General features: G+C 65.8%; 15 protein-coding genes. 9 read left to right on the top strand and 6 right to left on the bottom strand.

From position 1 onward, the window contains the following. The first annotated feature begins 61 nt into the window (after positions 1 to 61). The 8 genes from ACFC4D_RS32990 (at position 62) to ACFC4D_RS32955 (ending at position 5,685) form a co-directional block, all read left to right on the top strand. Complete coding sequence (locus ACFC4D_RS32990; RefSeq protein ID WP_364632233.1) at positions 62 to 244, top strand: hypothetical protein; 183 nt, start codon at positions 62 to 64, stop codon at positions 242 to 244. A 47-nt stretch (positions 245 to 291) separates the two neighbouring features. Continuing rightward, entirely contained in the window at positions 292 to 846 is a 555-nt protein-coding gene (locus ACFC4D_RS32985) for a DUF1990 family protein (protein ID WP_376068997.1), read from the top strand. Between the two features lie 98 nt (positions 847 to 944). Beyond that, complete coding sequence (locus ACFC4D_RS32980) at positions 945 to 1,910, top strand: DUF1152 domain-containing protein (RefSeq protein WP_376068996.1); 966 nt, start codon at positions 945 to 947, stop codon at positions 1,908 to 1,910. Between the two features lie 36 nt (positions 1,911 to 1,946). Then, on the top strand, positions 1,947 to 2,147 hold the full coding sequence (locus ACFC4D_RS32975; RefSeq protein ID WP_376068994.1) for a hypothetical protein: 201 nt from the start codon (positions 1,947 to 1,949) through the stop codon (positions 2,145 to 2,147). Between the two features lie 76 nt (positions 2,148 to 2,223). Further along, positions 2,224 to 3,456, top strand: a complete 1,233-nt coding sequence (locus ACFC4D_RS32970; RefSeq protein ID WP_376068992.1) for an FAD-dependent monooxygenase — start codon at positions 2,224 to 2,226, stop codon at positions 3,454 to 3,456. A 68-nt stretch (positions 3,457 to 3,524) separates the two neighbouring features. Continuing rightward, positions 3,525 to 4,079, top strand: a complete 555-nt coding sequence (locus tag ACFC4D_RS32965; protein ID WP_376068990.1) for an LppP/LprE family lipoprotein — start codon at positions 3,525 to 3,527, stop codon at positions 4,077 to 4,079. A 123-nt stretch (positions 4,080 to 4,202) separates the two neighbouring features. After that, positions 4,203 to 5,393: a Rieske 2Fe-2S domain-containing protein gene (locus ACFC4D_RS32960; protein WP_376068989.1), complete on the top strand. Its 1,191-nt coding sequence runs from the start codon at positions 4,203 to 4,205 to the stop codon at positions 5,391 to 5,393. A 43-nt stretch (positions 5,394 to 5,436) separates the two neighbouring features. Then, positions 5,437 to 5,685, top strand: coding sequence for a hypothetical protein (locus ACFC4D_RS32955; RefSeq protein WP_376068988.1), 249 nt, complete (start codon positions 5,437 to 5,439; stop codon positions 5,683 to 5,685). 19 nt (positions 5,686 to 5,704) lie between these two features. On the opposite strand, the gene ACFC4D_RS32950 is transcribed toward ACFC4D_RS32955, so the two are convergent. From ACFC4D_RS32950 to ACFC4D_RS32930, 5 genes are all read right to left on the bottom strand, one after another. Continuing rightward, entirely contained in the window at positions 5,705 to 6,574 is an 870-nt protein-coding gene (locus tag ACFC4D_RS32950; protein ID WP_376068987.1) for an MHYT domain-containing protein, read from the bottom strand. A gap of 249 nt (positions 6,575 to 6,823) precedes the next feature. Further along, a complete protein-coding gene (locus ACFC4D_RS32945; RefSeq protein WP_376068986.1) occupies positions 6,824 to 7,834 on the bottom strand; it encodes a nucleotidyl transferase AbiEii/AbiGii toxin family protein in 1,011 nt (336 codons plus the stop codon). Further along, positions 7,831 to 8,481 (bottom strand): hypothetical protein, encoded by a 651-nt coding sequence (locus ACFC4D_RS32940; RefSeq protein ID WP_376068984.1) that lies wholly within the window; start codon positions 8,479 to 8,481, stop codon positions 7,831 to 7,833. The genes ACFC4D_RS32945 and ACFC4D_RS32940 overlap by 4 nt, the downstream gene beginning before the upstream one ends. A 124-nt stretch (positions 8,482 to 8,605) precedes the next feature. After that, on the bottom strand, positions 8,606 to 9,508 hold the full coding sequence (pdxS, locus tag ACFC4D_RS32935) for a pyridoxal 5'-phosphate synthase lyase subunit PdxS (RefSeq protein WP_364632214.1): 903 nt from the start codon (positions 9,506 to 9,508) through the stop codon (positions 8,606 to 8,608). 143 nt (positions 9,509 to 9,651) lie between these two features. Continuing rightward, complete coding sequence (locus tag ACFC4D_RS32930; RefSeq protein ID WP_376068983.1) at positions 9,652 to 10,314, bottom strand: winged helix-turn-helix transcriptional regulator; 663 nt, start codon at positions 10,312 to 10,314, stop codon at positions 9,652 to 9,654. A 78-nt stretch (positions 10,315 to 10,392) separates the two neighbouring features. Here ACFC4D_RS32930 and ACFC4D_RS32925 point away from each other — a divergent pair, with 78 nt between their 5' ends. Next, positions 10,393 to 11,526 (top strand): acyl-CoA dehydrogenase family protein, encoded by a 1,134-nt coding sequence (locus ACFC4D_RS32925; protein WP_376068982.1) that lies wholly within the window; start codon positions 10,393 to 10,395, stop codon positions 11,524 to 11,526. Between the two features lie 312 nt (positions 11,527 to 11,838). Here ACFC4D_RS32925 and ACFC4D_RS32920 read toward each other — a convergent pair whose 3' ends face one another. Beyond that, positions 11,839 to 13,470: a hypothetical protein gene (locus ACFC4D_RS32920; RefSeq protein WP_376068980.1), complete on the bottom strand. Its 1,632-nt coding sequence runs from the start codon at positions 13,468 to 13,470 to the stop codon at positions 11,839 to 11,841. Positions 13,471 to 13,513 lie beyond the last annotated feature (43 nt).

The raw sequence follows: 13,513 nt of genomic DNA, 5'->3' as shown, positions 1-13,513 counted from the left end.
CGGCTCGGCGTCGCCACCGGGGGTGGTGGCGGGTTCGGCCGAACAGGAGTATCCAGGCACTATGAGACTGGGACAACATCCCCAGCGCACACCCTTCTACGGCGTGCTGATGTTGCTCACCGTCATGATCACCGGGCTGTGGGTGCGCGACCTGCCGTGGCTCGGAGTGCGCATCGTCCTGTGGATCGCCCTATTCGTCATGGCGATCGCGGGCTTCCTGATGACCTTCCGCGATTACTCCTGACCTCGATAGCCTGAACGCGGTGATCCATCGAGGGGAGGGAGTGCGATATGTCCGAAGACGAATCCGCGACCACGGTCGTGGCGCTCAGCTACGCACCGGCCGGCGGCACCCGGCCCGCCGAACCCGTCTGGCCCGCCACCCCGCCCGGATTCCGGCGCTATGAGCACACCGTCGGCATCGGCCACGGCGAAGCCGATTGGCGCACCGCCTGCGATGCGGTATTGAACTGGGAGGTCAAGCGGCGCAGCGGATTCCGAGTGGAATGCCGCTCCGGTCCGGATATCCGCGCCACCGCGGGCAACGACTATCGGATCACCGCGGCCTTCGGCCCCCTCGAGATTCACGAACCCGCCCGGGTGGTCGCGGTGGTGGAAACCCTCATCCGCTGCGGCTTCGCCTACGGCACCCTGCCCGGGCATCCGGTCTCGGGCGAGGAAGCGTTCATCGTGCACCGCTCCCCCAATGGCGCTGTCTCCCTGACCCTGCGCTCACTGACCCGACCCGCCGCGACACCGCCTTGGCGATTCCTGTTCCCGCTGCTCCTGGTGGCCCAGCGCCGTTATCGCCGCCGCTACCTGCGCGCCCTCGCCCCGAGGTACTGAGCGGCCCAGGTTCCAGCGGGAGCGCCATCCGATGCGGCCGCGCCCTCCGGAGCGAAACCCGCTGGCACCGAATCATTTCGGTGACCATCATGGCGGGGGTGACTTCGTTCAGCTTGGCCGAGCCGCCCCTGTTCACCCGGCTGCGGGACGCCTCCAGCGTGCTGATCGCCGGCGCGGGCGGCGGATTCGACATCTACGGCGGCCTGCCGCTCGCGGTGGCGCTGGAGGGCCTCGGTAAGCGAGTGCATCTGGCGAACCTGTCGTTCAGCGATCTGCGCCGGACCCCACTCGAGGACTGGCTGCTCCCCGGCGTCGCAGCGGTCACCCCGGAGACGACCGGCAATGACGACTACTTCCCCGAACGCACGCTGGCTCGCTGGCTGGCGAGCACCGGCCGCGAACCGATCGTGTACGCGTTCCCGAAATCCGGTGTGCGACCGCTGCGCGCGGCCTACGCCGGACTGATCGCACATCTGGGCGTCGACGCCCTGGTCCTGGTGGACGGCGGCACCGATATCCTGCTGCGCGGTGATGAGGCCGGACTCGGCACCCCGCAGGAGGATATGACCAGCCTCGCCGCGGTCGCCCCGTTCGACGGCCTCACCCGGCTGGTGGTCTCGATCGGTTTCGGCATCGACGCCTATCACGGCGTCTGCCACGCACACGTCCTGGAGAATCTCGCCGCCCTGCAACAGCAGCACGCATTCCTGGGCGCACTCTCCATCCCACGCGACAGTCCCGAAGGCGCGGCCTATTTCGCCGCCGTCGTGCACGCCCTGAACGAAACCCCGCTGCGCCCGACCGTGGTCCACTCGCAAATCGCGAGCGCCCTACGCGGCGAATTCGGCGATGTGCACGCCACCGACCGCACCGCGGGCTCCGAACTATTCGTGAACCCGCTCATGGCAATGTATTTGACCGTCGACCTCCCCGCCCTGGCCCGAATGGTCGACTATCTCCCACTCCTCGAACCAACCGAGCACCCCTACCAGGTCGCACAACTCATCGAAGCCCACCTGACCTCCCGCCCCGCACCCCGTCCCGCCACCGCGATTCCCCATTGAGCCTGAAGCACAACACCATTCAGAAAGGTGGTCATCATGACGGACGAGAACGCCGATCCACCCCCATGCCCGGAATGCGGTGCGGTGATGACCCGCATCGCCTACGGCAAACCCGCGCGGGCAGCACGGGAGCGCGCCGCACGCGGTGAAATCATTCTCGGCGGCTGCATTCGACGAGAGCAGCGGTGGGGATGCCGCACCTGCCGCGCGAAACGCGCGGACGATCAGGCGCTGTGACGAAAAGCGCCTTGTCCGCTCGCGGAACCCATTGAAATAGTGAACCGGCGGGGATGACATCACAGGGGGTTCAACCATGTCCGGTTCGATACGGGTGCTGGTGTGCGGCGGCGGAATCGCGGGAAACGCGGTCGCCCTACAGCTTTTGCGAGCGGGCATCGACACCACCGTCGTCGAACGCGCGAGCGGGCCGCGCCTCGGCGGACAGGCGGTGGATCTGCGCGGCCCCAGCCGTGAGGTCGCCGAACGCATGGGACTGATGCCGGGCATCGCCCGGCATCAACTCGATGAGCGCGGCATGGTTTTCGTCGATGCTCGCGGACGCGGACGAGCGCGCATGCCCGCCGAAATGTTCGGCGGCGAGGGCTTCATCGCCGATTTCGAGATCAGCCGAGGCGATCTCAACCGGGTACTCCTGGACGAAATCGCCGCGTTGCCGGCGGAATCCGGCGTCCTGGACTACCGCTACGGCGACTGGATCGAGGAGCTGACCCAGGATGATCGCACGGTCCAGGTGCGCTTCGCCTCCGGCGCATCGTCCGGCTTCGATCTGGTGATCGGTGCCGATGGCTTGAATTCGTCAACGCGCGCACAGGTTTTCGGCCCCCGAGAACAGTTCGTCGAATATCTCGGCGCGTATATCGGCTTCTTCACCATCCCCACCCCGCCCGGCACCGGACTCGAAACCGGTTGGGTCGGTGTCTATCCCGTCCCGGGCAGCACGGTCGCGGTGCGACCGGATCCGAACCCGGCGACCTCCATGGCCATCCTGTCCACCCGCATCCCCGCCGATGACAGCTTGCGCGGTGATACCGCCGCCCAGCAGCGCCTCATCCGTGATCGCCTGGCGGGATCCGGCTGGGTGGTGCCCTCGATCCTGGAAGCCATGGCGCAGGCCCCCGACTTCTATTTCGACGAGGTGGCGCGAGTTCGGATGCCACGTTGGTCACGCGGCCGGGTGGTGTTGCTCGGCGATGCCGCCTGCTGCGGCTCGCCCATGACCGGTATGGGTACCGCCTTGGCCATCACCGGCGCGTACTTGCTGGCCGGTGAGCTCGCCGCGACCCCGGCCGATCACACCCGCGCCTTCGACCGGTACGAGGAACTGCTGCGTCCCTTGGTCACCGAGATCCAGAAGGGCACCGAACAGCAGGTTCGCCTGCGGCATCCGGAAACCGGTCGCGGGGTGCGGATGACGCTCGCCGTGCTCGGGGTGCTCACCTCGCGACCACTGCATCCGCTGCGGGTAGTGCTCACCCGCCTGATCGGCAAACAGCGCGAGTATCCGTTGCCGGAGTATCCGCGGTAACCCGTCGTAATAGGTGTGGCCTGCGGGTATTCGATAACACCGCGTCGTGCGCGCCCGATCTCTTCAGTGTGACGCACATTTGGCGGGGAATCGCGCGGACCGTACCGGCTCTGATCGCGGCGGGTATCGCACTGTCGGTGGCCGGTTGTGGATCGGCTTCGCAGGCCGGGTCGCCGGAACCGGTGGCACAGCAGCAGCGGTCGACTCCGGAAGGTAGCGGGCATGGGCTGTGCCTGGATGTGAATTCCGCGCTCGCCCGGTCGGCGGTGAGCAGATTGGGTGCGGCTCCGATCGGGGCGTGGTCGGTCGGTACGGCGAGCAATGCGTCCATCGAGGCGGGGTGCGCGGGGGTGCTGTCGTGGATGACGGTCAATACCGACACAAATCACCCGTATACGCACATTCTGTTCTTTACCAATGGCACGTATCTGGGCACCGCGACCTCCGAGCCGTACATGTACACGATGGTCGACGAGAAGAACCGCAACACCGTCGCGGCGACGTATCACTGGCTCAACGACACCGATCCCATGTGCTGCCCGCAGGGTGGTCCCAGCGTGGTCACCTACACCCTGAACGGCACCACGGTCACCGCGAACGGTCAGTTCCCGCCGCACACGTAGCAATCTTCTAGAACCTGTTCTACTCAGTGCCCGTTCGCCATACTCGAGTTGAAAGGGCGATTTTGTGGCGCAACCGACCCATCTTTTGTAACGTGTTCTAGTACACGAACCAGGGAGGTCGCCATGACGGTCACAGCGCAGGGACGAGGCGGGAAGATCCGCGAGATCGATGTGGGCGCGCCGCCGACGCGCTTCGCCCGCGGCTGGCACTGCCTCGGACTCGCCGAACCGTTCCGGGATGGACAGCCGCATGCCATCCAGATCTTCGACACCAAACTCGTGGTGTTCGCCGACAGCGCCGGGCGGCTACAGGTGCTCGACGGCTACTGCCGTCATCTCGGCGGCGATCTGAGCATGGGTGAGATCAAAGGCGATTCGATCGCCTGCCCGTTCCACGACTGGCGCTGGGGCGGCAATGGCAAATGCACCGGCATCCCGTACGCCCGGCGCGTACCACCGCTGGCCCGCACTCGCTCCTGGACCACGCTCGAACGCAATGGCCAGCTCTTCATCTGGCATGACCACGAGGGCAATCCGCCGCCGGACGAGGTGACGATCCCGTACATCGAGGGCCCCTACACCGATGCCGACGGCAAGGGCACCGACCGGCACGACGACGCCTGGACCGACTGGACCTGGAATTCACTGCTGATCGAGGGCGCGAACTGTCGCGAGATCATCGACAACGTGGTCGATATGGCGCACTTCTTCTACATCCACTACGCCTATCCCACCTACTTCAAGAACGTCATGGAAGGTCATATCGCGACCCAGTTCCTGGAGACCAAGGCCCGCCCGGATATCGGCATGGGCACCAAGTACGCGGGCGACGCACTGCTGAAATCCGTTGCCGCGTACCACGGTCCGTCGTACATGATCAATCCACTCACCAACAGCTACAGCGGATTCACCGTCGACAGCGTGCTGATCAACTGCCACTACCCCATCACCCAGGACTCCTTCATGCTGCAGTGGGGCATCACGCTGCGCAAACCGCAGGGCGTGGACGACGCGACCGCGGATCGCCTGGCGCGCAAGACCGCCGACGGCTTCGGCGAGGGCTTCCTCCAGGACGTCGAGATCTGGAAACACAAATCCAAGATCGACAATCCACTGCTGACCGAGGAGGACGGCCCGGTCTACCAACTCCGCCGCTGGTACGACCAGTTCTACGTGGACGTCGCCGACATCGACCCGAAAATGGTGCGCCGCTTCGAATTCGAGGTCGACACCGCCAAGGCCAATGAGGCTTGGGAAGCCGAGGTCGCCGAGAACCTCCGGCAACGAACCGACCAGGATCCCACCCCGACGTAGGGTTGATGGGGCGGAAACCTCCGCGTCGTGAACGGAGACCTCCATGTCGGACGCCAACAAGCACAACCTCGTCTACTTCGAAAACCCGTCCATGCGTGGACTTTACGAGAACATCGACACCTGGCAGCGGGAAAACCACCTCCGCCTGCTGTCCATCGCGGTACAGCGCGACGGTGACAACTACTGCTGCATCGCACTCACCAACCCCGCCGAAGTGGTGATCACCAGCGTGGACGGCCACAACCACGCCAGCGTCAGCCGATTCGGACTGCTCGCGGTGGATTCGCAATAGCCCTCAGCGACACCAGTCTTCAGCGGCGGTGGCGGGGATCGAGCGGATGCGGGTTGAACTGCTCGGTCGGGAAATCATCGGCACGGAATTTGGGCTGGGGAATCGACTCCTCGGGGTCACTGGGCCAGAAACGACTGGCGTACTGACCCCGAATCCGGCTCAGATCCGGTTCGTCGATATCGGTGATGCCGACCTGGAAGAACATGAGCATGGTGGCCATGCTCACCGCGATGATCAACGGTGTCAGCAGCTGGTTCGCCTGGGCGCCCGCGGGGGCGTGCATATGGTCGGCGACGTGGGCGCGCATGGCGAACATGCCGGTGTAATGCATGCCGCACACCGCGATTCCCATGATGAGGGCCGCGCCCACGGTGGCCACGATGCCCTCCACGTGCAGTGCGAACCAGAGGGCGGCGATGGCGGCGACGATCGCGATGACCAGGGACAGCAGCACTATCCAGGGGTCGTATTGCACGGTCACATCGGTTTTCATGGCGTACATGCCCGCGTAGTGCATGGCCGCCACCCCGAGACCGGTGATCGCGCCGCCGGTGATCAGCGCGAACCATTCGCCGCCGCGCCGATGCACCACGATCGAAAGGCCGAGCCACACAACGCCCATGGCGATCACCGCGCTCAGCACGGTGACGGGGACGTTGTAGCGGATGGTGGCGTCATGCACCGAGAAACCGAGCATGGCGATGAAGTGCATGACCCAGATTCCGGTGCCGCCCAAGGCGATGGCACCGGTGATGATCCAGCCGCGATGCCCCGCCTGACTGCGCGCCCGCACCATGCAGCGCAATGCCAGCAACGAGCCGACGACGGACATCAGATACGCGAGCGTGGGGGTCAACCAACCATAGGTGAACTGGTCGATTTCCAGCATGCGGGCTCCTTGCCAGATCACTGTGAGTCGGCAGAAACATCGGCGACTGTGGCGAACAGTAGCGAGGAAGCACCAGGTAGTAAATTTGCCGCAGCACAATACTGGAAAAGTAGCCGGCGTTTGCTGGGGCACGATTTCGCAGGCAAATCATGGTGTGACCCAGCGCACAACACATTTCGCGCATCCGTATGCCGCCCTTGACGGCAGCGATCACAGCTACCTACTGGAATACCCCTGCCGCACAATCGATCAGGCGCGGTCTTTCAGGTACTCGAGCGCGGCACGCAGACGATCGATGAAGGACCACTGCGCATCGGCGAGGTGCGGGTGATCCTTGGCGAATTCCTCCCAGTCGGCGCTGCTGTCGAGATCCGCGAGTAGTCCGGGCAGCCAATCACCCTCGGGATCCCGTCCCAGTACGGTGGCGAGCAGTTCGTAAGGGAGACGGGAGTTCTCGGCCAGCAGGACCGCATCGTAGAAATCCTTGCCCTCCGGGTGGACATCGGTGGTCAACCACAGCAGTTTCCAGGCCAGCGAGAGTTCCGGCGTAGCGGCGAGCAGGTGAGCCGCCGGACCGGGACCGGACAGCCGGGGCAGGTCCGACCATTGCGGTTGCCGCGGCACGCTTTCATTGAAAACGAAGTCGAGTTGTACCGTGCCGGAGGGTATTTCGGCGTCTGTCGAGGTCCACGGCAGGATCAGGCGACGGCCGGGGACGCGATCGTAGGTCCAGATGTGGTCGGACAGCGCACCATCCGGATGGATGCGCACCGTGCTGCCGGGCATATCGGCCACGATCTCGGCACGACGGGCGATATCGGCGAACATATCGTCGGTGGTGGGTTCATCGACCTGCCAATTCATCGGCAGCACAATGAAATCCACATCGCCTGGCTCCCTGGCGGCCGCACCGAACCAGGCGGCGAGCAGCACGCTGCCGCGCAACATGAGCTGCCCGGCCCACGGTGAGTCCGCGACGGCGGCGAGGATGTGATCGATGGCTTCGCGGCGCGCGGCGAACCAGCCCGCGCCCCGTTCGGGATCATCGAAATGCGGCTCGCTCAAGCGCATTCCGAAGGAATACTCGGCCATCGCCGGATCGAATACCGGATGCTGAACAACACCCGCGCCCGGCACCGGATACAGCGTGCGCGGCAGTCCCTTGGCCACGCGAACCTCCTCGGTCGGCGGTTCGGCGGGCACCACCTGGGTGGGCTGCCACGGGCCGTGCCGGAACTCATCCCAGGGGGTGGCGGTCATGACAGTTCCTCGTTCTCGTCGATCCACCCGGCGTCGATGGATTCATCGCTGTCGAAGACGACGAATTCACGTTCGACGGACTGTATTTCGTAGTCCGACAGTTCGGCCAGCAGCGCGCTCAACCGGGCCGCGGCGATCGGATCGCCAACCGACCGGCAACGCTGGGTGACGAAGCGTTCGGCGCGGCCATCGGCTCGCACGCGCCGCGCGTTGGCGGACAGATGCGCCGCGTGCGCGACCACGATCGCGGTGAGCGCGGCGGGATCGGCATCGAGGTCGAGCACCAGCTTCACATGATGCTCGAAGTAATAGCCCGGCCCCAGCGCCAGCGCCTCGGCATCGGTGGCGGGCACGCCCGTCGTCCACGGCGTCGACTCGATCTTCGTGCGGCACAACGGGAATCCGGCCCCGGTCAGGCGCGCCGCCAGCTCAGCCACCGAATCACGCACCGAAGTGAAACTTCCCGAATACCGCGCGGTCAGCATCGGCTGATCCCGTACCCGCCCGCGCGCCAGCCGAATATGGGTGAACTTCAATTCCTGTGCGGCGGCATGCCGTTCGAGGGCCGCCAGACTCGTGGCGTCATCGGCGCGCACGGTCAGATGCGCCTCGAACTCGCCCTGGAATATCGGTGGAGCTGTCATCACGACCATATGCTCGCAAATCGAATGGGCCCGCGTCGCGGGAGTTTTCGCGCCCCGGTGATACGAAACCGCCGGGCGGCTCTCGAAAGAGCCACCCGGCGGCAAGAATTCAGTTGGCGGGGCCGAATTACCAGCCGCGCTCGGCGAGCCGGTGCGGCTGCGGGATCTCATCGACGTTGATGCCGACCATGGCCTCACCCAGACCGCGCGACACCTTGGCGAGCACATCCGGGTCGTCGTAGAAGGTGGTGGCCTTGACGATGGCGGCGGCCCGCTGGGCGGGGTTGCCGGACTTGAAGATGCCGGAGCCGACGAACACGCCCTCGGCGCCGAGCTGCATCATCATGGCGGCGTCGGCGGGGGTGGCGATACCACCGGCGGTGAACAGCACCACGGGCAGCTTGCCGGTCTGGGCGACTTCCTTGACCAGCTCGTACGGGGCCTGCAGTTCCTTGGCGGCGACGAACAGCTCGTCCTCGGGCAAGCTGCTCAGGCGACGCAGCTCACCGCGGATCTTGCGCATATGGGTGGTGGCGTTGGAGACGTCACCGGTGCCGGCCTCACCCTTGGAGCGGATCATGGCCGCGCCCTCGGTGATCCGGCGCAGCGCCTCGCCCAGGTTGGTCGCGCCACAGACGAAGGGCACGGTGAAGTTCCACTTGTCGATGTGGTTGGCGTAATCGGCCGGGGTCAGCACCTCGGACTCGTCGATGTAGTCGACACCCAGCGACTGCAGCACCTGGGCCTCGACGAAGTGGCCGATGCGCGCCTTGGCCATGACCGGGATGGAGACCGCGGAGATGATGCCGTCGATCATGTCCGGATCGGACATGCGCGATACGCCACCCTGGGCGCGGATATCGGCGGGCACCCGCTCGAGCGCCATAACGGCGACCGCGCCGGCATCTTCGGCGATCTTGGCCTGGTCGGGGGTGACGACATCCATGATCACACCGCCCTTCAGCATCTCGGCCATGCCGCGCTTCACGCGGGCGGTGCCGATGGAGGGGGTGGTGTCGGACGAGGTCACGGCGAACTCCTGTGTCATCTGGGCCAATCGAATCGGAATGGAACACCACGATTCTAGGCGGCGCGATCAGGCCACTTCATAGCCAGTCGGGCACGACTGGACTGCTTGCGGTGAAGCCTGTTAGACGGGTCACAGCTTACGGGCTACCGCGCCGCTACAGGAGACAGGCGCAGCACCGAATCCATCCGGCGGGTCAGGGCCGATGGGCCCACGAACTCCAGGCGACCGGTGCGCACGGCATGGTGAATCGGCACCCGGCCCAGCCACACCTGATAGAGCGAACTCACATCGGAAGTAATGGTCACATGCACCGGATAGCCCGGATCGGAATCGCAGACCGAGGGCACCCCGGACTCCACCACGATCCAGTAGCGATGCGGATCATCGGTGAATCGAACCCCGAGCACATGGCGTTTGCCCGGGAACGATGAGGTGTCCAGCCGGGTATGCATCCACCAGACCAGCAACTGGGCGTCCAGTTCCGCCGGTTCCGGTTCGCCGAAGGTCCAGCGCGCACCCCACGCGCCCAATCCGAACAGGATCGGTTCGAGCTGATAGCCCGCGTCGGTGAGGACATAGCGACCGTCCTCGGTCTTCGATACCAGCCCGGCGCGCTCGAACCGGCGCAGCCGACGGGTCAGCAGACTGCGGGAAAGTCCGGGCAGTCCGCGCGCCAGATCATTGAATCGTGAAGTGCCGGTGAGCAAATCGCGCAAGATCAGCAGCGACCAGCGCTCGCCAAGCAGATCGAGCGCGCGGGAGATCGGACAGTACTGGCCGTACCCGGCGGGAGCGATCGTCGACACAGTGCACCTCGTTATCGGCGGCGGTAGGTCCAGTTTTTGGACTATTCGGTTATCGCGCAGATTCGTAGCTTCGACAACATGACATCGACTGTTCCGGAAACCACCACCCGCGACTGGATCGCCGCCGCCACCGCCGTAGGCGAGGATCTGCTCGACGGGGTCGGCACCCGCGACCGCACCGGCGAGCTCGCCACCGCCGCCTACGATCTGCTGCGTACCTCCGGGCTCAGCCGGGCGCTGGTACCCGCCGAGTTCGGCGGTGGCGGGGCCACCCACCGCCAGATGGGCGAGATACTGCGCGAACTGGGACGACATGATCCGTCCACCGCGGTCGCCTTCGCCATGCATTCGCATCTGGTCGCCGCGCAGGTGTGGCGGCATAAGCACGGCATCGACGCGCGGCCCGTTTTCGAGAAGGTGGTGGCCGGGGCGATTCTGGTCAGCACGGGGGCCTCGGACTGGGTCGACTCCAATGGCAGCGCGGAGCGGGTCGAGGGCGGTTACCGGGTCAGCGCGCGCAAGGCTCCGGCCAGCGGCTGCGAGGCGGGCACCATCGCGGTGAGCAGTATCCGCTGGGATGACGCACCCGAGGGTCCGAACGTGCTGCATTTCGCGGTGCCCTTCACCGCCGACGGCGTGCGCATCGAAAAGACTTGGGACACCATGGGTTTGCGTGCCAGCGGCTCACATACGGTGGTCTTCGAGAATGTGTTCGTGCCCGATGCGGCGGTCTCGCTGATTCGCCCGGCCGATGTGTGGCCGCCGATCCTGAATGTGGTGATCGGTGCGGCCATGCCGCTGGTAATGGCCGCCTACCTCGGAATCGCGGACCGCGCGGTGGAATTGGCGACCGATATGGTCGCGGGCCGCGAGGACGTGCACACCGTACAGCTGGCGGGCGAGATGATGAATTCGTACACCACGGCCGCGGATCTCATCGACGCCATGTTCACCGGATCGGACGATCTGCGTTTCGCCAATACCGATGATCATGCCGCCAAGACGCTGAGCCGCAAGACCGTGGCCGCCGACGCACTCGTGCAGACGGTGCGCCTGGCCATCGAAACCGTTGGCGGCGCGGGGTATTCGCGCGGCTGCCCGCTGGAGATGTGGTACCGCGATATTCACGGCTGCCTGTTCCATCCGCTGCCGCGCGCCAAGCAGACCCGGTTCACCGGGCAGGTGATGCTCGGACATTCCCCGCGCGCCTGAGGAGAACGCTTTACGGGTTGGTCGTGCCCAGCGGGTTGATCACCAGCATGGTGGCCCAATACTGCGCCGCGGATTCGCCCACGTACGGCACCAGAAAGTCGTAGAGCAGATAAGACACGAGATCCATCACCTTCCACACGCGGTTCGCCGAATCTCATATCCGGCAAACCGCCTCGACCCTAACCGAGATGCGCGGTCGCCACATCCCGATCCTGTGAATGCCCATCGGGCGCGACCGGAAACCCCCGGCAACCGATTCGGTGGAAATTCCGGAAGCCGTTCCGCAGCAGGCCAGTTGCGGCCGCCAGCCCGTCAGTCCCAGCGATCGATGGTGTAGCGGGTGCGGATTCCGTCCGCGGTGACCCGGAAACAGTGTCCACCGGACCCGCCCTTGGACAGGATCAGACCGCACACCTGCGCCTCATCCCGGCCCGCCACCACCGCGCCGGTGGTGTGCGCTTCCAGGGTTTTGCGGATCTCGTGCAGTTCGGCGCGCAGGTATTCGGGGAAGAAACCCGCGCCCCCGGTGTATCCGGTATCGGTCGCATCGGCCAGGGCGAACAGCACCGCCTGTTCGCGGCCGGTGCGATCGGGCTCGTACCAATTCGCCGGATGCGGGACGACCGCCGTCACCGCACGGAATTCACCCGGGTGCAGTCCCCACCGCGTGGGCGCGGAACCGTTGACGTAGACGTACCAGGTCACCGGGTTGCGCCGGTCGGTGCGATCCCACTGAATGATCGGCGGCGCTTCGGGATTCGCGGCGGTCACCATCGCGCCGTAACTGGTGGCGGCCTCCGGCACCTGATAGTCGATGCGCTCCGCGTCGGGAAGTACGGTGCGCGCGAACTTCTCCCATGTCATGACGACCGGTGCGGAATCGAGATCGGTTGCGCCACCGCGCTTCGCCGCCGGAACGAGGTGGGAGAAGACGCCTTCGGGACGCGTCCGGGCCGCATCGCCGGACCGGGCAGGCCGCCAAAGCGGTTGCACGTCGGCGAGTTTCGCGAAGCGGCGCTCCAGGGCTCCGGCCGCGCGCAATTCGCCGATGACCTGCTCGGCGCGGGCGATCATGGCCTCGGTCGGCGCGGCCGTGGGGCGACGGTATTGCAGCGGATGCATCTTCTCGGCGAAACGGCGTTGCACGCTGTCGAAGGGCAGGCCCTCGGCGAGATCGGTGAGCAGGGTGCCGATCATGCCGCTTTTGATATGACAGTATCCGGCCGGTGCGGTGGCGGCCGCGAGTCGGATGAGGTTGTCGCGCCGCGCCTGTGCGGCATCACCCCGACCGCGTATAGCGCCGAGCGTGCGGTGCAATTCCAGCAGCCAGGTGGCGACACCGAGAATGGCGTCCGAGCGATAGAGCTGTTCGGTGCGCAATAGCGCCACGGCCTGCTTCACCACGGACTCGGGGAATTCGCCGAGGGCGCGCCGCAGGGTTTCGGAGTCCGCGTTCTTGGCGGCGATGTACTGCGAGGTCGTCCGCAACGGCGTGCGGACGTGCACCATATGCGCGGGTGGGGTCAGAGCGAGATGCGTCCACCCGCCGTGCTCGGCATATCCCCAGTTCGTCGCCTCGGAACGGAAGAGCGAGACGATCGGAGCGTGTTCGACTCGATCAGCCAGTGCGGCAGCCGCTTTCGCGTAGTGCGGGGGTATGCCCGCCGACGACCACAGCGCGGATGTCGCCTTACCGTCCGCGCCCACGATCACCAATCCGCCGTAGCGGCGCAGGAAAGCCCGGCAGGTGCCGCAGGTATTCACCGCCGCCAGCTCCGGCGGAAACGCGCCGAGGAAGACCTCGAACAACCCCTCGGTATCGACGGTGAACAATTCCGCGGGCTCGGCGACGAGCGTTTGGAAGCGCGCCTGTACCGCGGCGAGAAACTCGTCGTACCGGTCGTCGGCGGGCACTTCGGCGGGTCCTGCGACTTGCGTTGTCATAGCGGTGGTTTCGCCCCCTCGTGCGAATAGCTGGACCCGACCA

Source organism: Nocardia sp. NPDC056000 (genome assembly GCF_042269265.1).
Lineage (GTDB): Bacteria > Actinomycetota > Actinomycetes > Mycobacteriales > Mycobacteriaceae > Nocardia.
Note: the sequence above shows the minus strand (reverse complement) of the source record. Positions and strands in the feature narration are given on the sequence as shown.

Bases quoted from the DNA above. Each gene is read 5' to 3' on its own strand.
- ACFC4D_RS32990 (WP_364632233.1), top strand. From the start codon at position 62: ATGAGACTGGGACAACATCCCCAGCGCACACCCTTCTACGGCGTGCTG.
- ACFC4D_RS32985 (WP_376068997.1), top strand. From the start codon at position 292: ATGTCCGAAGACGAATCCGCGACCACGGTCGTGGCGCTCAGCTACGCA.
- ACFC4D_RS32975 (WP_376068994.1), top strand. From the start codon at position 1,947: ATGACGGACGAGAACGCCGATCCACCCCCATGCCCGGAATGCGGTGCG.
- ACFC4D_RS32970 (WP_376068992.1), top strand. From the start codon at position 2,224: ATGTCCGGTTCGATACGGGTGCTGGTGTGCGGCGGCGGAATCGCGGGA.
- ACFC4D_RS32960 (WP_376068989.1), top strand. From the start codon at position 4,203: ATGACGGTCACAGCGCAGGGACGAGGCGGGAAGATCCGCGAGATCGAT.
- ACFC4D_RS32955 (WP_376068988.1), top strand. From the start codon at position 5,437: ATGTCGGACGCCAACAAGCACAACCTCGTCTACTTCGAAAACCCGTCC.
- ACFC4D_RS32950 (WP_376068987.1), bottom strand. From the start codon at position 6,574: ATGCTGGAAATCGACCAGTTCACCTATGGTTGGTTGACCCCCACGCTC.
- ACFC4D_RS32945 (WP_376068986.1), bottom strand. From the start codon at position 7,834: ATGACCGCCACCCCCTGGGATGAGTTCCGGCACGGCCCGTGGCAGCCC.
- ACFC4D_RS32925 (WP_376068982.1), top strand. From the start codon at position 10,393: ATGACATCGACTGTTCCGGAAACCACCACCCGCGACTGGATCGCCGCC.
- ACFC4D_RS32920 (WP_376068980.1), bottom strand. From the start codon at position 13,470: ATGACAACGCAAGTCGCAGGACCCGCCGAAGTGCCCGCCGACGACCGG.